The following is an 18,784-nucleotide window of genomic DNA, read 5'->3' as shown; positions in this document are numbered from 1 at the left end:
GATTTTCTTATGCATGGATTTGCTTTGCCGATCGAATGAGCGTCTCGACATCCTCTGTCCGTCCTTCATGAAGCGCTTCGACGATAAAGCTCCCGACGACGACACCGTCACACGCTTGCCCCAACGTCTGCACTTGCTCCGGACGATGGACTCCGAATCCTGCTAAGACGGGAACCCGTGACTGCTCAGTCAATCGAGTTAAGTAGGCGAGAAGCTCGTCTGGGAATACATCCGCTTTCCCGGTCGTTCCTTTGAGCGTGACCGCATACACGAATCCTTCTGCTTTTTCTAAGATGGATGCCGTTCGTGCCTCACTACTCGTCAGCGTGACGAGCGGGATGACGGCGACGTCATGCCGATTGACATCTGCGAATAACTGGAGGCTCTCCTCAAACGGAAGGTCAGGAATAATGACCCCGCTCACACCACATTCGTTCGCCCGGTCAAAGAACGGTTGGACCCCGAACCGAAACACGGGATTCAAGTATGTCATCAAGACAATCGGAACGTTAAATTGATCTTTTCCTTCTATTAAATGGTTCAATACCATTTCAAGCGTCACACCAGCTTCAAGCGCGCGCATTCCTGCCGCTTCAATAATTGGTCCATCCGCCACCGGATCGGAGAATGGGATACCGAGTTCAATCGCCGTCGCCCCCATCCGTTCTAGTTCCACAATGGTCGGAATCAGTCGCTCCATCCCGCCGTCACCGGCCATGATATACGGAACGAACGCCGCTCCTTCTCGCTGTCGAATCGCTGTCTCTAGTTTCATCGTGTCGCCACCTTCTCTCGGATTGTATGGACGTCTTTGTCTCCGCGCCCTGATAAACAAATCACCAGTGTATCGTCTTCTCCCATCGTCTTCGCGAGCGTCTCTGCATAAGCGAGGGCGTGTGAAGACTCCAATGCAGGAATGATTCCTTCTTGTCGGCTGAGTGCGAGACACGCGTCGAGTGCCTCGTCATCCGTGACGGCCGCATAGCGCACCCGCTCAATATCTTTCAAGAAACTGTGCTCCGGTCCTACCCCTGGGTAATCGAGTCCGGCTGAAATGGAGTGCGCTTCCTCGATTTGACCCGCTGCGTCTTGCAAGACATACATGAGCGACCCGTGTAAGACACCGACTTCCCCTTTTGTGAGGGTCGCTGCGTGTTTATCCGTATCGATGCCACTTCCAGCCGCCTCGACACCGTAGAGCGCGACCGACTCATCGTTCAAGAACGGATAGAACATGCCCATGGCGTTGCTCCCTCCGCCGACACAAGCGACGACGGCGTCCGGGAGGCGTCCCGTCTGTTCAAGGATTTGCCGACGTGTCTCTGTCCCGATCACGCTTTGGAAATCACGTACCATCTGCGGGAATGGATGCGGTCCGAGAACGGAACCCATCACATAGTGCGTATCGTCGACATGTTTGACCCAGTAACGGAGCGCTTCATTGACGGCATCCTTCAACGTACGACTGCCTGATTTGACAGGAACGACTTTCGCCCCGAGTAATTCCATCCGAAACACGTTCAATGCTTGGCGTTCAACATCGACCTCACCCATGAAGATGGTACATTCTAAATCGAGTAATGCACATACTGTCGCAGTCGCAACACCATGCTGACCCGCTCCCGTCTCGGCAACAACTTTTTGTTTGCCCATCCGTTTCGCAAGGAGCGCCTGCCCAATCGTGTTGTTGATCTTATGGGCACCGGTATGGTTTAAGTCTTCACGTTTCAAATAGACGTTCGTCCCGAGACGGCGACTCAGGTTCGACGCATAATAAAGTGGCGTCTCACGTCCCACGTATTCACGTAATAAAGAAGAGAAGCGTTCTTGAAACTCAGGATCTTGCTTCGCTTCTTCATAAGCGACCTCTAATTCTTCGACCGCCTGCATGAGCGTCTCCGGAATGTACTTTCCACCATATTGTCCAAACTTCCCGTTCACTGGTTGTGCATACATCATAGTTCCTCCTTGGCGCGTTGAATGAACGCACGAATTTTTTCGATATCTTTCACACCGTCCGTCTCGACACCGCTCGAGACATCGACGCCGTCTGGTTGGATGAGTTGAATTGCTTGTCCGACATTGTCAGGGGATAGCCCGCCCGCTAGCCAAAACGGACGTTGCGGCCGGTCCATTGTGCCCCAATCTAAAATCTGTCCACTCCCTGGGGTCAGATGGTCGATCAAACGCACATCTGCCGTCTCCTCGGTCGACGCATCGATGATGGGCAATCCGAAGGTACGGAGTTGTTCGATTGACTGCGTCCGATGGTGAATTTGTAAATCCGTCAGCCCTACGTCCAGCGTTTCCTCGATCTCTTCCATTGAAGGACTTAAAAACACACCAACGATCCGAACCGATTGTGGGATATGTGCAGCTAATCTCTTCGCAGTCGTCACGTCGATTTGTCGAGAACTCGGGGCGAAGACGAACCCGATTGCATCCGCTCCCGCCTCGACCGCCGCCTCAACAGCTTCCTTTGTTTTTAGTCCACAGATTTTAACGAACATGTTTTCAACTCCTCGAGTAACCGGGTCGGGTCCTCTTCACGCATAAGTGCTTCCCCGACGAGAATGGCGCTTGCCCCAGCTTCTTTTAAACGTGCAGCCGCCTCGACCGAACTGACCCCGCTCTCGCTGACGAATGTGACCTCAGGATAGCGTTTCATCAAATCAATCGATGTTTCGAGGGATACCTCGAACGTTTTTAAGTCTCTGTTATTGATGCCGATTAACACGTCATCAAGTTCGAGGGCGATGCATAACTCCGCCTCATCATGTACTTCGACTAAGACGTCGAGACCGATGGAGCGAGCGTATCGCGTCAACTCCTGAAGACGTGTCGGATGGAGTGCCGCCACGATCAAAAGTGCCACACTCGCTCCGTAATGCTTCGCATAGTCGAGTTGTCGTTCATCGATGATGAAATCTTTACAGAGCACCGGGATGGTGACGACATCGGCAACTTGTCGCAAGTCGTCAAAAGAACCGTTAAAGTACGTCGTGTCTGTCAAAACGGAGATCATCGTCGCACCAGCTTTTTCATATTGACGTGCCCTTTTAGCGACGTCGACCGTCTCCCGAATCATTCCTTTCGAGGGGGACGACCGTTTGATCTCTGAAATGATATGGAATCCCTCGCTCATCACATGTAAGAGAGAGATTGACTTCGTCACGGGGACATCGATGGGCTGCATGCCGCTAACCTCTTCTATTTTCGTTCCGATGATTTTCGTTAAATAACTCATGCTTCGACCTCCGTACGTTGTAAGTTTTGTAATACGCGTAAGGCGTGCCCTTCATCGATACTACGTTTTGCTTCTTTCACTCCTGCACGAAGCGTTGCGGTCGTACCATACGTGCAAAGGGCAAGTGCCGCGTTTAATAAGACGACGTCGCGTGCCGGTCCCGACTCTCCATTCAATACGGCAAGAAGTGTCGCAGCGTTCTCTTCTGGTGTGCCTCCACGTAGCGCTTCAAGCGGTGCCCGCATCAAGCCGACATCTCGTGGGTCGACCGCATAACGCGCCGTCTGTTCCCCATCAAAGAAGTACACGTCGTTCACACCGGCGAGACTCGCTTCATCGAGTCCACCTGCTCCATGGACGACCATACCGCGCTCCACCCCGAGATGACGCATCGCGGTCGCCATCTTCTCGAGTAACGATGGATGATAGACACCGACAAGTTGTCGTTTCGGACGAAGCGGGTTCGTTAACGGTCCGATTTGGTTGAAGATGGTCGCCGTCGCGAGCCGTTTCCGGACCGGCATGACATGCTTCATGATCGGGTGGACATGCTGGGCGAATAGAAAACTGAGATTCGTCCGTTTCAAGTCAGCATGTACTTCTTCTGCCGTCTTCACAATCGGAACGTTCAATGCCTCTAAGACGTCCGCGCTTCCTGATCGACTCGAGACGCTTCGATTCCCGTGCTTGGCGACCGGAATCCCAAGACCCGCCAGGACAAAGGCGACGGTCGAACTGATATTAAACGTATGCGCCCCGTCGCCGCCGGTACCACAAACATCTAGTACGGGTAAATCACTTTGGGGGAACTGTGCCGCTTCACGAATGTATGCTGCGAGTCCTGCCATCTCTTCTGCTGTCTCACCGCGCTCTTTCATCGCCAGCAGCACTCGTTCGATTTGCGCTTCATCCGCTTGGAACATCTCGCTCGCTGCCACTTTCATATCTGCTGTTGATAATGCGTTTGTCTCCAATTGTTGAATCATCGTCTGTTCCCCCTCTAAAAATGTGTATAAAAAAACTCCATACGACAGTCGTCGTATGGAGGACGGTTCAATACCGCGGTGCCACCTCTCGTTGATTTCAAAGAATCCACTCTCCGATGCAATCACATCGTATCCCGATAACGGGGGAAACCGTCACGACCTACTCTCTTCAGCCATGCTCTCATGAGCCCATTCACGCGGACGCCTCGGTCAGGATCTCACCATCCCTGACTCTCTGGACGAAACGTCTTCTCGCGCTACTCTTCTCAATCCTCGATTTATATTATTGAAACGAAAAAGGGGTCACCCGTCTCCTCATAGCCTGCGCTATAAGAAGGACGAGTAACCCCGTGGTGCCACCTTCGTTGGTTCCAAAGAACCCACTTCACGGACAATCATCCGCTTCCCCGTGATAACGGTGGGTAACCCGCTAAAGCCTACTCAAAGTTCGGTTTAGAGCTCAGAAGTCCATTCGCGACGTCCCATATACTGATTCGCACCAACCATCAGCTCTCTGTCATACAGGATTCGTCGTTACTTCTCTTCGTCGACGCCTTTATTCGTTTCAGTTAAGTTAATTCGTACTATACAGGGCAGATGAATCCATGTCAAATAAAAAAATTATAAAAACTTTGCCTCTATATGTGCATCCAAAAATGAGAAACCTTCATCGATTTTTCGAATTGACATTGTTTTTTTTCGTCTGCTATAGTCGTCCACAACAACATTTCACTCAGCTAAAGGAGAATCGATTTTGGAAACAAATAAACTAAAGCGCGAGCTGTCCACCCGGCAACTTACGATGATTTCCCTCGGGAGCGCCATCGGAACCGGGCTGTTCCTCGGAAGCGGTCTCGCGATTCAAACCGCTGGCCCGAGTGTGCTCGTCAGCTATGCCATCGGGGCGTTCATCGTCCTCTTACTAATGGGTGCTCTCGCCGAAATGACGGTCGCCCATCCAACATCCGGATCATTCGGAACGATTGCCGAGCGATACGTTCATCCACTCGCCGGTTTTCTCGTCCGTTACTCTTACTGGGTCGCGAACGTACTGGCTGTAGGGGTTGAAGTCAGTGCCATCGCCATCTACATGCGCTACTGGTTCCCAGATGTGAACGGGTTCGTTTGGGTCGCCCTCTTCGGTGGACTACTCATTTACGTCAACGCCCGTCACGTTCACACGTTCGGAACGACCGAATACTGGTTATCCTTCATCAAAGTAACTGCCATTATCTTATTCATCGTCCTCGGTGCCGCCACATTGTTCGGCGAACCAGGATCACCGATTGAGTCAATCACGACAGGAAACGAAGGCTTCTTCGCGTTCGGCTTTTACGGAATGTGGGTGACGATTTTCATCTCCCTCTTCAGTTTCCTTGGAACCGAACTCGTCGCTGTGACAGCGGGAGAAGCGAAAGACCCGGACCAGGCCGTACCACGCGCTTTACGCGCGACCGTGTTCCGCTTGACGTTCTTCTATGTCGTCACGCTCGCGATCATGCTCATGCTGATCCCATGGCAGCAAGCCGGGATCGACCAAAGTCCGTTCGTGCTCGTCATGGAACAGTTCGATGTCCCGTTCGCGGCAGGCATCCTCAACTTTGTGATTTTGATCGCCGCCTTGTCTGCGATGAACGCGCAACTTTACGCGTCGACACGTATGATGTACTCGCTCGCGGAAGCCGGCGATGCACCGAAAGCGTTCAAAAAAATCAGCAAAAATGGGATTCCAATGTTCGCGCTACTCGTTTCAACAGGCGGGATCGTCCTCGCCGCTTTGCTACAAGTATTCATGGAGTCGTCGTATCCATTCTTGATGGGAATCTCGATGTTCGGAGCTATTTTCACTTGGTTCATGGTCTTCGTCTCCCACTTGTTCTTCCGTAAGAAATGGACTGGGCGAAAACTCCCTGTCCGCATGATGGGATATCCATTCCTCCCATTGCTCGGGGCGGTCTTACTGCTCAGCCTGATGATCACGACATGGTTCACGGATTTCAACATCTTGCTGAAATTCGGCGTACCTTGGTTGATCGGATTGACGATCATCTATTACGTGCGTGAACAAATGCGTAAAAAACAAGATCGTCCAAGCGATATTGAACAAGCCAACTAACGAGTATCCCTTCGCAATCGCGGAGGGATTTTTTACGCACAAAAACTCCTTTCGCAATCGAAAGGAGTTTTCTGGTTGATGCATCAGAAGAACTGACGCGGATTGACCGTGCTACCTGCGCTCGTTGCCGAGTATGAGTAGCCGCCTTTATGAATCTCAAAGTGCAAGTGCGGACCTGAAGAGTTCCCTGTGTTTCCAAGTGTCCCGATGTTCGACCCTTGCGTCACACGCTGTCCAGAGCTGACAGATACCGAGTTCATGTGCGCATAGACCGTGGTCCAAACTTGACCGTTGATCACGTGTGCGATCATGACGTGGTTCCCGTATGCGCCACCCCAACCTGCACGAATGACCGTACCTGTCGCAGATGCGCGAATCGGTGTCCCTGTTGGACCAGCGATGTCTACACCGTTATGGAACGTGTAACCAAACGCACCGCTCGCCGGACCCCATCCTTGTGAGTAGCGTCCTGAAGCCGGTTGAATGAACATCGAACTAGACGGAGCTGGCGTCGATGTCGTCGGCGCCGGTTTTGGCTCTGGTTTCGGAGCTGGCGTTGGAGCCGGTGCCGGTTTTGGAGCTGGCGTTGATGCCGCCGTGTTGTTTGAAGACGACGAAGACGGGGTATTCGATTTATTGTCTTGCTTTTGTTGAGCAGCTTGACGAGCTGCTTCCGCTTCTCGTTCTGCCTGACGGGCAGCCTCAGCTTGACGTGCAGCTTCTGCTTGGCGGGCTTCTTCCGCCTTACGTGCCGCCTCTTGACGAGCTGCTTCTTCCGCACGACGACGGGCTTCCTCTTCTTCCCGACGCTGCGCTTCGATTTCAGCCGCGATTGCCTGTTCTTGAGCGACTAATGTTGCTTCAATCTCTTGAAGGTCAAAGATTTGCGATTCGAACTTGATGTTCTTCTCTTCAAGCTCTTTGATGCGTTTTTCACGTTGCTTCATTTTCTTCTCAAGCTCGGCTTGACGCACTTCGAGTGCTTTTTGTTGTTCAAGAAGTGAAGCACGCTCTGCTTTCAAGTCAGCCTGCGCTTCTTTCAACGAACGCTGTGTCGCTTCATAGTCATCAAACAACTCTTGGTCACTACGCTGAATCGTTCCAGCTGTGATCATACGTGTCACGAGATCAGAGAGATTTTTTGAACCGAAGATGAACTCAGCCCAGTTGATTGAACCGCCACCGTTCTTTTGCATCGTGGCCATACGCTCTTTCATCATCGCTTCTTGCGCCTTCATTTTTTCTTGGTAATCTTTAATATCGGCTTCAAGATCCTCGATCTTCATCTCGGTGCGCTTGATTTCTTGGCGTTTCATGGCGACATCATTGATGATGTCTTGCAATTGTGCGTCCATTTTGTTGACCTCAGCCTGAACTTTTGAAATCTCTTCCTTGTTTCCTTCAATTTTTGAAGATGTTTCTGACTGGTCTTTTTTCACACTGTCGCGCTTTTCTTTTACTTTTTGTTGTTGTTCTTGCTTCTCTTTAATCGAAGTCGATGCATCCGCAACTGTATGTGTGCTGATGAGCATCACACCGAGCGTCAACGTCGAGACTGTGCGTTTCCAATTCATGAATGGGGTACATCCTTTCTTAAATGACAAACGTGAGTACCTACTACACTACATATTTAAAGCCGTTTCAGTATGTAACAAAAACGATCATTTGGTTGAGTTTCAACACGACTAATTATATCTAACTGATAGATATTTTCCTGTTAAAGTTATATTTCAATTTTATTACGCAAGAACAAAGGTTCGGACAATGAATGCATAGAACTTATTATTTACCAATACCTTTTCAGACTGTTCGATTTGACATCTTTCTGTAATGTTTTATGTAAATAGAGAACGATTTACCCTATTTTAAAATAATAAGCGCATGGAACTGCATATCCCTTTTCCAATTAATAGGATGACTCATCAAAAAAATCCATGCCGTCGCTGCATGTGAACATGAGCAAAAGCATGGATATCGAATAAATGGATTCTCAAGTTATAGTTTCATCGCACCGACGATGACAAAGATCCAGGCAGCGATGAATAACACGCCGCCAATCGGTGTCACGGCTCCGAGTTTTGTAATTCCCGTCAATGCCATGACGTACAAGCTTCCTGAGAAGAAGACGATCCCCGCAAACATGAGCCAACCGGCCACGTTGAACTGGCTGATGCTCACGCGCATGAGGAGCGCTGCAATCCCAATGATTCCAAGCGCGTGCACCATATGGTAGAGCACACCTGTCTGCCAGTTTGCCAACATGTTTGGCGCCAATCTCTCTTTTAGCGCATGGGCGCCGAATGCACCAAGTGCCACACCGAGTGCCATCAATCCGGCACCGATCATTAATAAGATCTTCATTTCCGTTCCCCCTTATCTGACTTTTCGTGCTGGTAAATTCCACTTCCGATAGTAGGATATCACTCGAAGTGTCGCGACGACAATTAAAAGCGCGTACACAGCAAGACCGCCTTCGAGTTTGAAGTAATACGTAATGACCGCAATGAGAATCGCCCAAATCGCATACACCTCAGATTGTAAGACGAGAGGCTTACGTCCTGCCAATAAGTCCCGGACCACACCTCCGCCAACGCCAGTCAAGACAGCCGCCGCAATCGCAGCAGATAAAGGTAAATCAAGCTTGATTGCGACCTGCGCCCCTTGAAAGGCAAAAGCGACGAGACCAATGGCGTCGACAATGACACCCCAGCGTTCCCAATGTGGCAATACGACACTCGGGAGCAGGAAGATGAGGAGTGCGACCAGAAAACATAAAATAAATAAATCATTCTGTTGCCAAATTAAACTGACGGGGTTTCCTAACAGGACGTTTCGGATCGCGCCGCCTCCGAAGGCGGTGATAAACGCCAGTAACCAAACCCCAAAAATATCGTATTTTTCATCCATCGCAATGATGGCTCCGCTCGCCGCGAACGCAATCGTTCCGACGACGTTGAGCAATTCCCACTCCATGAACATCCCTTGCCCTTTCTTCAACGCATTGTATGGTAAAGTATAGTTACAAAAATTCAGGTCAGTCGTGCGACTGTCGTAAAGGATGTCGGTATTACAATGAAACGTATCGCTTTGTTCCGCATATGGATTATCGTCACCATGTTCGCCCGATTCATCATTCGGCTGTACGCCTTTTCACGCAAACAACAACAAGGTGTCGCCACGACAGAAGAATATGAAGCACTGATGCTCAAGCTCGCGCGTGAGTATAAGCGTAACGCGCTACGACTCGAGGGCTTGTTAATCAAACTCGGACAATTCTTATCAATTCGTGCAGACTTGCTACCACCCGCCGTCTTGAACGAGCTGTCAGAGCTCGTCGACCGTGTCCCGACGTCTGGTTGGGAGAAGTCGCGCGCGATTCTAGAGGCAGAATGGGGCGTCCCATATACCCAAGTCGTCAAAGACGTCGGCATCGACGCCGTCGCCTCGGCTTCCATCGGAGAAGTATATGGTGCCACGCTTCTTGAAAACGGCAAACGGGTCGCCATCAAAATCCAGCGTCCGAATATCGAAAAAATCATCCGAACCGACTTCCGTGCGATGCGGATTGTCACATCGATGTTAAAGCGGACATCCCTCGCTAAATCAACCGACTTAGATAGCTTATATCGCCAAATGATTTTTGTCATCGGGGATGAACTAAATTTCCAAACTGAATTAAAAAACGCCCTGTATTTTAAAGCCAAATACGCCGATAACCGAGACGTTTACATCCCGGACTATCACGAACATCTCTGTACGAACCGCGTCTTGACGATGGACTGGGTCGACGCACGCCGAATCACCGACCTCGCCTTTTTAAAAGAAAATGGAATCGACCGTTCCGCCCTAGCTGAACGACTCTTCACACTCGCTGCCGAACAGCTATTGTTTGGTGGGCAGTTCCATGCCGATCCACACCCCGGAAACGTCCAAATTCGAGCCGATGGCACCATCATCTTACTCGATTTCGGTATGGTCGGACAGACAACGGCGCAAGACATGGCCACGATTCGGAATATCTTACAGGCGTTCATCTCGCTCGACTATGATAGCATCGTCGATGGATTAGAAGACTTGCGCTTCCTCTTACCGACGGCAAACAAACAAAACATTCGCCAAGCACTAGAGAAAGCGGTCACTTTCTACCTAGAAACGGACATCGATACCGTCGATACGAAATTGATTGAGAAGGTGTTACAGGACATTCAATTGCTTGTCAAAAACGAACCGATTCAGCTCCCGGCAGAATTTGCCTTCTTCGGTCGGGCCGCCTCGACCTTGCTCGGGATTCTGCAAATCCTCGATCCGAAAATCGATCTGTTCACACTCGGTAAACCGATTGTCATCGAATGGCTCGAGGAAGACGGGACAACGCTTCAAAATCGTTACGTGAAGACCGGAATCAACTACGCGAAGAAACTGCTAAACGTTCCTCCACTTCTGGATAATTACTTAAAAGAACCGACACGAAAACGTCTGTCGGAGCAAGCGATGTTCCAACGAAACCTTGAATCCAAGGAACTCTTGCACCGTCAGACGTTCAATGCCATCGTCATCTTGCTCGGTTTGCTCGTCGGCCTACTCGGCTATATTCGACCGGATGAATGGCTCTTCTGGTCAGGTGGCGTCGTCTCCGTTTTAGCTTATTTCAATTGGAGACGCCTCGGACGAAAGATTCGTCATTTGGCACGCCAAGACTTTCGAGTATAAGCGAACCGTCACTCTCAGCAGTGGCGGTTTTTTGTTGAATCCATTGTGCGATATAAGCACCGACGTCACGCATCATGCGAGGTGTCGTCCAACCCATGGTCGATACTTGAATGACGTTCGCCTGCTTTAAGTAGTCACTCTCATACTGGACGAGATAGCCTTGATAGGACAGTTGGCGCCCGAGCTCGACCGAGGATAGCTCGCACGGAACTGGAATCGTGATGATGCCAGGTGATTGGGCGGGACACACATCGACCGATAAACCGTTCTCTTGTAAGGCATTAAGCAACGTATTCATCTTTACAGAATGTGAAACGACTTCATCTTCTTTCAACTCATCCAGCGCGATCGCCATCGCTGAGAGAAGCGGTTCCGATTGTGTGAAGGCAATCGGTTGATAGAGGGATAGATCCAAATAGCGCGCTGTATGTGGTGTCGCAATCGCTGGATGCTTCATTGCCACGAACGCGAGACCCGGGGCGTTCCGTAACGCCTTTCCTGAAGAGAAGGTCACGTAGTCCGCAAACGAATAGTCATAGACGAAGGTTCCGACGGCACTGATCGCATCAATGGCGACAACGCCTTGCCATGTATGAAGCGGGGCAAGGTTGATTAAAATCCCTAACGATGTCTCGCAATGAACCGTCCATACCCAGTCTGGTGCAATGCGCTCAAGTTGCGAAATATCCCATTGTCCCTCTTGGTCCACTGCGACCACGTCAAAAGACAGACCGACACGCCGGGCATGGTCAATCAAGCGTTCTCCAAATTCACCCGCATTGAAAATGAGGCCGTGTCCGTCCAATCGAGCCGCGACCGCATCGTTAGCGACGGTCCCGCTTCCAAGGAGCGTATAGACATGAGGGAGTCCGATTCGTTCCGCCAGTTTTCGTTGTACCGCTTCAAGCACTCGTCCCGTTTCGTTTGAACGATGTGGGCGCGGCTGCATCGAGAGTCGTTCTCTTACACGGTCCGAACATTCAACGGGTCCTGCTAGTAAACTTTTTGGACGTAGGATCGATGCTGATTTGGATTCATAAAAAGCCGAACGCGTCAACATCATCGGAATATATCTCGCTTCGTCAGGACCAATCGGATCCGCGAACGGCACAAACCCGAATCGATGATAGAGCACTTGTTCACGTGTCGTTCCACTGATGACAATACCATCGACATCACGCTCTGTCGCATCGTCGATGACCGCGCGCATCAATCCAGCGAACGTCCGATTGCGTCGATAAGGTTTAGTCACAGCGAGGAGGCGAATCTCAAGCCAATTCCCATCAGGAATGCGTACTCCTTTTTGTTCCAACGAAAACGGCCGTTTGCCACGTAACGCACACATGGCGACCACTTCCCCATCCACTTCTCCAATCCAATATGTATTTTCTTCGTGAAATCGGTCGACAAGTCGCCTTTCCGGATTTGGTGGATGTTGTGGAATCTCTTCAACGAATGTTTCGTAATTTAACCGATGTATCGCTTCAAAATCTGATATTTCGGCTTTTCGATACACAATCATGTTCTTTCCTCCTTCACATGATGATACGTAATCACGATAGCGATGAGTATGGCCCAGATGACATCTTCGAGACTTCCGAAAGCTGCCAACGGTAATAACGTAAGCATGACTAATCCCGTCTCGCGAGAGTTCCCCGTTAATTTGATTAAGAGTAACAAGATAACAAGACCCCCAATAAACCACCACGGCTCATATGCCCATATGATTCCAGAAAAAACGGCATATCCCTTCCCTCCCGCACGGATTCGCCAAAATGGATAAATATGCCCGAGCGTGAGCGCGAACGCCGTCTGCCAAAAATATGGTCCGCTCATCTGTAGGACGAGAATCGTCTTGAGCACGTCGAATCCATAGACGATTAGAAACGCCTTTACTCCACCGATGCGATGCGCATTGCGTGCACCGGTATTCTTCGAACCAGTTGTCGCTAAATCATGTCCACTTAGCACCCCATACAGTCTGCCCCCGAGCAGACTTCCGACTAAATAGCCAATGACGATGATCCACATAGTATCCCCTCTTTTTTTTGTAAATTTGTGTGCGTTTCAGAAAAACGGGTATCCTCTAATTAACTGTGCACTTTTTGGAAAGGGGAAATCAAGATGCGAGAAGAGAAAAACTTCATTAATGGGGAATGGACAGAAACGGGACAAACGATCGAGGTACGAAATCCAGCCACAGGCAATGTGATGGCCGTCGTGACAAAAAGTGATACACAAGAAGCGACACAAGCCGTCGACGCTGCGCATGAGGCGTTAGAAGAATGGCAACAAAAAACAGCAGAAGAACGAGGGGAGCTACTTACTGAATGGCATCGTTTGATTGCAGAACATACGGAAGAGCTTGCCCGAACGATGGTCGAGGAACAAGGAAAACCGCTCAAAGAAGCGATCGGCGAAATCAACTATGCAAATGGATTCATCGACTGGTATGCGGCAGAAGGGCGTCGTGTATACGGTGAGACGATTCCTGCTTCATCGAACCAAAAACGAATCTTTGCCATCAAACAACCGGTCGGCGTCATCGCAGCCATCACACCTTGGAACTTCCCGGCTGCCATGATCACACGGAAAGTTGCTCCAGCGCTCGCTGCGGGCTGTACGGTCGTCATGAAACCAGCATCGGCGACCCCGTTGACCGCCATCGAATTGGTGAAATTAGCGGAGAAGGCCGGATTCCCAAAAGGGGTCATCAACCTTGTCACAGGACAAGCGTCAGATATCGTCAAAGCGTGGCAACAAGATAAACGTGTCCGAAAGTTGACGTTCACAGGATCCACGGAAGTCGGGAAAATGCTCATGCGTGATGCTGCGGACACGATGAAAAAGATTTCGCTTGAACTGGGTGGGCACGCCCCGCTCATCGTCACAGCTAAAGCGGATTTAGATAAGGCTGTTCCGCAAGCGGTCGCCACGAAATTCCGAAACGGTGGACAGACGTGTGTCTGTGCGAACCGAATTTATGTCGAACGCGCCGTCGTCGATGAATTCTCGGAGCGTTTCATTAAAGAGGTCGAAGCGTTGAAAGTCGGGAACGGACTAGAGGAAGGTGTCGACATCGGTCCGCTCATCGATGACGATGCGCTCAGCAAAGTCGAAAAGCATATCGAGGACGCGCAGATTCGTGGCGGTGAAGTATACGGTGGCGAGGTGCTAGACGGCTTATTCATCCGTCCTGCTGTCATCCGTTATGCGAATGAAGACATGCTCTGCATGAACGAAGAAACGTTCGGACCCGTCGCACCGATTGCAACGTTCGATTCGCTCGATGAAGTCATCAAACGGGCGAACAACACGCCGTTCGGCTTAGCCGCTTACTTGTTCACGCAAGACATCAATGAAGCGGTCTATTTAGCTGAATCGTTAGAGTATGGGATTGTCGGTGTGAATGACGGACTTCCGTCAACGCCGCAAGCGCCTTTCGGTGGTTGGAAAGAGAGCGGACTCGGTCGTGAAGGCGGTCATCACGGTATTGAGGAATTTTTAGAAGTAAAATACATCTCTCTCGGATTGTGAGTATAGGTATACAAAAAGGCTTGTCGACATTGATATGCGACAAGCCTTTTCTTATCGGTTGACCCACTCGACTAAATCGTGTGGAGATTGAATCACGTGATCTGCAAGTGCCCACTCTTCTTCATTACCGAACCCGAATCCTGTCAAGACGACGGGGAAGTCATGAGCGCGAGCCGCCTCGACATCCGATTTACGATCACCGACCATAATATAGTCCGCCTCTCCGTGCCGGACACGGTGCGCTGTCAGAATGTCTGCCTTCTTCTCGCCCCCAACAGATTCTAAACATTCGGGTGCCGTCATATATGGACGAATCTGTTGCGTATCTAAAATCAAATTCATATAATGAACACCGCAGTTACTCGCTGTCGTCAGCGTATGACCTTGCTCGTGAAGTGTCTCCAACATCTCACGAATTCCGTCAAATAAGACATTTTGTCCTTCCATCGTTTGCTCAAGCGTCGTATGACGGAGTCTGCGAATGAGACGAATCTCCTCAAGCGTCGCTTCTGGGATGACATGCTCCCAAAACGCGTTACCTGCCAAGCCGTATCCTGAACGGACCGCCTCTTCACTCGGTTTCGGAAGATGAGGAAGCTCCTCGAGTGCCTCATGAATCGCCTTCGTCATCGGTCCGGTCGTATCTACTAACGTGCCATCGATATCAAATAAAATTACTGCCATTGGATTGATCTCCTCTCTTTCACTCTCTCCCTACCGTAGCAGAATCCCCGAAAATGCAAAAGAGAAAACGTGGTGACAAAAAACGACTGAACCGATTCGTCCAGTCGCATCTATTATCCACGCCAGAAGTTCATTCCACCCTTTACAGAATAAACGTCGGTATATCCGGCACTCTTCAGCATCGCTGCCGCGCGTTGGCTACGCATCCCGCTCTGACAGATAACATAGACTGGACGCTCTTTTTCTTTCGGATATTTCGCTTGAGCATTACCGAATCCGGATAAAGGTACATTTTTCGCTTGCTTGATATGTCCCCCACGGTATTCATGCGGCTCACGTACGTCCAACAATTGAATGTTCCGTTCTTCTGCGATTCTTCGTTTTAAATCATCCGTCGAGACTGTTTTTATATTGTTTCGACGACTCCACCAGAAATACACAAGTCCAATGACGACTGCCACAAAAAGAAAGTCCAACATATTCACGCCTCCATTTGCATTTCGTTTCTTGTACCCATTATACCCCCTATGGTATTTAAGTCAATGAAAATGAATCCACAAAAAAACCACATGTGCATCACATGTGGTTCAAAAATCGAGCAATGAATCGGATTTAGGTTGTTCGTCTTCTTCCATGGGAATCCCGAGAAAAGCGGCCATCTGACGATCAAGCGGAGGTTTCGTTTCACTTGTCACGGTCGGGGACTGTGATGCCCCAACGCTTTTTGCTTCAGACGTCTCCGCTAACAAGAGTTCACAAAAACCCATTAACTTTGCCAAATGACGCTTTTGCGCTTCGCCGGTTGACGACTCAATCTGTGTCATCACCTGACGCATTTGGGCGATGACTTGTTGTTCTGTAATCATAGTCCGTACACATCCTTTACGCTTCCATTGTGCAGGATTTCATCCTCAATTCGCAAGTTCCTTAACGATTCCTTGACTCGACCCAGTTTAAAAAGGCGTCATAATCAAAACGAACTTGATTTGCATAAAAATCAGCCCATCTCGATAACTGTCGAATAAACAGGGACGGAGAGTCACCGATTGCCGCCGCGATTCGTTCGCTTGCCGTATAATCGAGCACATTGGAGGTCGCATCGGCCCGTGCATGAATCTTCGCCGTGATTTGCGCTTGCACCTTCAACGTCTCAATGAGCGACGTCTCATCTTTCATATGTTTCGCTTTCACTTTTCGCTTATACGGAGAACGTTGCCTCACATAATATTCTTTGTCGTCAATCGTCAAATAGCCGAGATACGGGTCACGACTGTGGACCATTGCCCGTTGCGCAGCGACGACACGAGCGCCTTGATGCGACAATCCGTTTTCAAACAGCGGATGTGTCGGAAGAAAGAGAGACGGGACGGCAGATTGTGCTTGTTTCATCTCTAAAATGACATCTTCATCATGCTCTTCATCGGCACCTTCAATCAAAATATAGTAGCGTTCTAATCCGATAGAAGCCGTTCCGCTTTGAAGTTTGATGGCGATATCTTTGATTTCATAGTGATCGGCATGATGTCGGTGTTGATTTGACAAAGAAGACAGATAATCGCCCCATGCCGCTTCAATTTTCTCCCGTACTTCCGAGGAGATGGGAAGCAAGTCGTCACTCGTTGAAAAATAACGTTCCTCGTCTCTTACCTCCGTCCGTTCGGACATGAATTCATCTTTCTTCTTCTCCGCTTTTTTAATAACTTTTTTGACCGCTTTACACGTGTTCTCTTTCGTGAATTGAATATGCTCACTTCGTCCAAGCGCATGTTTTTCAATGGCTTTGGCATAGGACTCAGCAAACGCTTGAATGGCTGCTTTGCCATCGAACCCGGACTCGGCGGCGAATAAATCGACAGAGACCGCCATCCGCAACAAATCAAACAGGTATGAACCGATATACGCCTCATCAAAGTCGTTCACGTCATAGATGATGGTACCGGCCCCGTCTTCGAACACACCGAAATTTTCAAAGTGTAAGTCTCCTTGAATGAACGTCGGATGATCGGGACCTGTGTCAAACGCGATTGGCACTTTCGCAAAGTCGTAGTAGAACAAGTGTGAGCTACCCCGAAAGAACGAGAACGGGCTCGAACTCATCTTCGCATATTTTTCTTGTCTCGCCTCTTCCGAAAGCTGTCGAATCGACTGGTCGTAAAAATCAAGGACGGTCCCGATCGTCTCGCATCGAATTTGTTGTTTGACGGCTGTGAACATACGGCTCTCCCCTTCACTTGTTGAATAAGTGTTTATATTCCCCGTACCCGGCCTCTTCAAGCTCTTCTACAGGAACGAATCGGAGAGCGGCCGAGTTAATGCAATAGCGTAAGCCGCCAAGCTCTTTCGGACCGTCATCAAACACGTGACCAAGGTGACTGTCCCCTTGTTTTGAACGGACTTCTGTCCGTACCATGTGGTGCGTCGTGTCCATGTTCAAATCGACTCGCTTCTCCTCGATTGGGCGTGAGAAGCTCGGCCATCCGCAATTCGACTGAAACTTATCGTGAGATGTGAAGAGTGGTGTCCCGTCGACGATATCGACGTACAACCCCTCCCGCTCTTCATCCCAATATTCATTTTGGAACGGTGGCTCTGTCCCGTTTTCTTGAGTCACTTTATACTGCATCGGTGTCAAGCGTTCACGAAGTGCTTGTTGTTGTTTGCGATCACTCCACGCCTCTTTGATGAACTTCGCGCGCCCTGAACCGACACGGTACATCTCATAACGGAACGGATTTTTTTTATAGTAGTCTTGATGATAGTCTTCCGCTTCCCAGAACGTTTTCGCAGGACGGATATCGACTTCAATCGAGCGATCGAACCGACCCGAATCTTCCACTTCCTGTTTCGAACGCTCTGCTGCAGCCCGTTGCTCTTCTGAATGATAGAAGATGGCTGGACGATAGGATTCACCGCGGTCATTGAACTGCCCTCCGCCATCTGTTGGATCGATTTGACGCCAATAGATGCGTAACAACTCCTCATACGAAATGACTTCTGGATCAAATGTGATTTCAACCGCCTCTAAATGTCCTGTCGTCTCCGAACAGACTTGTTGATACGTCGGGTTGTCGACATGTCCTCCTGTATATCCAGAAATGACACGCTCCACTCCCTCATATTTATGAAACGGTTTGACCATGCACCAGAAACAGCCTCCCGCAAATGTAGCTTTTGCCATGATAAATCCCTCCTTACTTTGTAGTGTACCCAAAAATGTGGCAAGACAACAAAAAACGAGAACCACAAAATGTGTTCTCGCTTTAGTCCTCTTCCACCTGATTCACATGACGCATCACCAAAAATAAGATGACTCCAACAATCGCAGCCCCTAATAGCGTCAACACCATATTATCTCGAGCCGATAAAGTATAAAAGATCGCTAATCCAATCAAAATGAGCGCAATCGGAATAAACGCTCGTTTAAAATGATCCCAGTAACGCACGGACAGTCCTCCTTTTCTCTTATCATACCAAACTTTCGATTTTCCATAACGAAAGTTCTAA

Annotated in this window: 19 protein-coding genes and 2 other annotated features; of the genes, 3 read left to right on the top strand and 16 right to left on the bottom strand. The window is 49.6% G+C overall.

Annotation, left to right across the window (positions count from 1 at the left end; all coding sequences use genetic code 11):
• Positions 1-7: 7 nt before the first annotated feature.
• Genes trpA through trpD form a run of 5 tightly spaced genes read right to left on the bottom strand, consistent with a single transcriptional unit; the run spans position 8 to position 4,233 of the window.
• Positions 8-775, bottom strand: a complete 768-nt coding sequence (trpA, locus tag KOG47_RS00755; RefSeq protein ID WP_215243597.1) for a tryptophan synthase subunit alpha — start codon at positions 773-775, stop codon at positions 8-10.
• The gene (trpB, locus tag KOG47_RS00750) at positions 772-1,959 is read right to left on the bottom strand and encodes a tryptophan synthase subunit beta (RefSeq protein ID WP_031422059.1); all 1,188 of its coding nucleotides are present in this window, start codon (positions 1,957-1,959) and stop codon (positions 772-774) included. Before trpB ends, trpA begins: the two co-directional genes overlap by 4 nt.
• Positions 1,956-2,510: a phosphoribosylanthranilate isomerase gene (locus tag KOG47_RS00745; protein WP_215243596.1), complete on the bottom strand. Its 555-nt coding sequence runs from the start codon at positions 2,508-2,510 to the stop codon at positions 1,956-1,958. Before KOG47_RS00745 ends, trpB begins: the two co-directional genes overlap by 4 nt.
• The gene (gene trpC / locus KOG47_RS00740; RefSeq protein WP_215243595.1) at positions 2,486-3,247 is read right to left on the bottom strand and encodes an indole-3-glycerol phosphate synthase TrpC; all 762 of its coding nucleotides are present in this window, start codon (positions 3,245-3,247) and stop codon (positions 2,486-2,488) included. The genes KOG47_RS00745 and trpC overlap by 25 nt, the downstream gene beginning before the upstream one ends.
• The gene (trpD, locus tag KOG47_RS00735; protein WP_074035535.1) at positions 3,244-4,233 is read right to left on the bottom strand and encodes an anthranilate phosphoribosyltransferase; all 990 of its coding nucleotides are present in this window, start codon (positions 4,231-4,233) and stop codon (positions 3,244-3,246) included. Before trpD ends, trpC begins: the two co-directional genes overlap by 4 nt.
• Before the next feature lie 55 nt (positions 4,234-4,288).
• Positions 4,289-4,516 (bottom strand) — a binding site (T-box leader).
• A gap of 48 nt (positions 4,517-4,564) precedes the next feature.
• Positions 4,565-4,793 (bottom strand) — a binding site (T-box leader).
• 242 nt (positions 4,794-5,035) lie between these two features.
• Between trpD and KOG47_RS00730 the strand changes: the two genes are divergently transcribed.
• Positions 5,036-6,349: an amino acid permease gene (locus tag KOG47_RS00730; RefSeq protein ID WP_047795620.1), complete on the top strand. Its 1,314-nt coding sequence runs from the start codon at positions 5,036-5,038 to the stop codon at positions 6,347-6,349.
• Positions 6,350-6,432: 83 nt separating this feature from the next.
• On the opposite strand, the gene KOG47_RS00725 is transcribed toward KOG47_RS00730, so the two are convergent.
• The 3 genes from KOG47_RS00725 to KOG47_RS00715 all read right to left on the bottom strand — a co-directional run bounded on the left by KOG47_RS00725 (position 6,433) and on the right by KOG47_RS00715 (position 9,328).
• A complete protein-coding gene (locus KOG47_RS00725) occupies positions 6,433-7,923 on the bottom strand; it encodes a murein hydrolase activator EnvC family protein (RefSeq protein WP_074035532.1) in 1,491 nt (496 codons plus the stop codon).
• Positions 7,924-8,344: 421 nt separating this feature from the next.
• The gene (locus KOG47_RS00720) at positions 8,345-8,710 is read right to left on the bottom strand and encodes a DUF423 domain-containing protein (protein ID WP_074035530.1); all 366 of its coding nucleotides are present in this window, start codon (positions 8,708-8,710) and stop codon (positions 8,345-8,347) included.
• Positions 8,711-8,722: 12 nt separating this feature from the next.
• On the bottom strand, positions 8,723-9,328 hold the full coding sequence (locus tag KOG47_RS00715; RefSeq protein ID WP_012727503.1) for a trimeric intracellular cation channel family protein: 606 nt from the start codon (positions 9,326-9,328) through the stop codon (positions 8,723-8,725).
• 93 nt (positions 9,329-9,421) lie between these two features.
• Between KOG47_RS00715 and KOG47_RS00710 the strand changes: the two genes are divergently transcribed.
• Positions 9,422-11,059: an ABC1 kinase family protein gene (locus KOG47_RS00710; protein ID WP_159563052.1), complete on the top strand. Its 1,638-nt coding sequence runs from the start codon at positions 9,422-9,424 to the stop codon at positions 11,057-11,059.
• On the opposite strand, the gene KOG47_RS00705 is transcribed toward KOG47_RS00710, so the two are convergent.
• Positions 10,998-12,581: a GNAT family N-acetyltransferase gene (locus KOG47_RS00705; RefSeq protein ID WP_215243594.1), complete on the bottom strand. Its 1,584-nt coding sequence runs from the start codon at positions 12,579-12,581 to the stop codon at positions 10,998-11,000. The two genes, KOG47_RS00710 and KOG47_RS00705, sit on opposite strands and share 62 nt — an antisense overlap.
• Entirely contained in the window at positions 12,578-13,090 is a 513-nt protein-coding gene (locus KOG47_RS00700) for a glycerol-3-phosphate acyltransferase (protein ID WP_159563054.1), read from the bottom strand. The genes KOG47_RS00705 and KOG47_RS00700 overlap by 4 nt, the downstream gene beginning before the upstream one ends.
• A gap of 93 nt (positions 13,091-13,183) precedes the next feature.
• On the opposite strand from KOG47_RS00700, the gene KOG47_RS00695 reads away from it, so the two are divergent.
• Positions 13,184-14,596, top strand: a complete 1,413-nt coding sequence (locus KOG47_RS00695) for an NAD-dependent succinate-semialdehyde dehydrogenase (RefSeq protein ID WP_196431350.1) — start codon at positions 13,184-13,186, stop codon at positions 14,594-14,596.
• Between the two features lie 51 nt (positions 14,597-14,647).
• On the opposite strand, the gene KOG47_RS00690 is transcribed toward KOG47_RS00695, so the two are convergent.
• The 6 genes from KOG47_RS00690 to KOG47_RS00665 form a co-directional block, all read right to left on the bottom strand.
• Complete coding sequence (locus KOG47_RS00690) at positions 14,648-15,280, bottom strand: HAD family hydrolase (RefSeq protein WP_031422042.1); 633 nt, start codon at positions 15,278-15,280, stop codon at positions 14,648-14,650.
• A gap of 113 nt (positions 15,281-15,393) precedes the next feature.
• Positions 15,394-15,759, bottom strand: a complete 366-nt coding sequence (locus KOG47_RS00685) for a rhodanese-like domain-containing protein (protein ID WP_215243593.1) — start codon at positions 15,757-15,759, stop codon at positions 15,394-15,396.
• A 108-nt stretch (positions 15,760-15,867) separates the two neighbouring features.
• Positions 15,868-16,146: a DUF5327 family protein gene (locus KOG47_RS00680; RefSeq protein ID WP_078147766.1), complete on the bottom strand. Its 279-nt coding sequence runs from the start codon at positions 16,144-16,146 to the stop codon at positions 15,868-15,870.
• A 61-nt stretch (positions 16,147-16,207) separates the two neighbouring features.
• A complete protein-coding gene (locus KOG47_RS00675; RefSeq protein ID WP_074035520.1) occupies positions 16,208-17,494 on the bottom strand; it encodes a DUF2252 domain-containing protein in 1,287 nt (428 codons plus the stop codon).
• Between the two features lie 13 nt (positions 17,495-17,507).
• On the bottom strand, positions 17,508-18,458 hold the full coding sequence (gene msrA / locus KOG47_RS00670; RefSeq protein ID WP_074035519.1) for a peptide-methionine (S)-S-oxide reductase MsrA: 951 nt from the start codon (positions 18,456-18,458) through the stop codon (positions 17,508-17,510).
• 82 nt (positions 18,459-18,540) lie between these two features.
• Complete coding sequence (locus tag KOG47_RS00665; RefSeq protein ID WP_031422036.1) at positions 18,541-18,723, bottom strand: hypothetical protein; 183 nt, start codon at positions 18,721-18,723, stop codon at positions 18,541-18,543.
• Positions 18,724-18,784 lie beyond the last annotated feature (61 nt).

It is taken from the genome of Exiguobacterium sp. s121 (genome assembly GCF_018617245.1).
GTDB lineage: Bacteria > Bacillota > Bacilli > Exiguobacteriales > Exiguobacteriaceae > Exiguobacterium > Exiguobacterium profundum.
The sequence above is the reverse complement of the archived record's forward strand: the minus strand, read 5'-3'. Positions and strand labels throughout refer to the sequence as shown.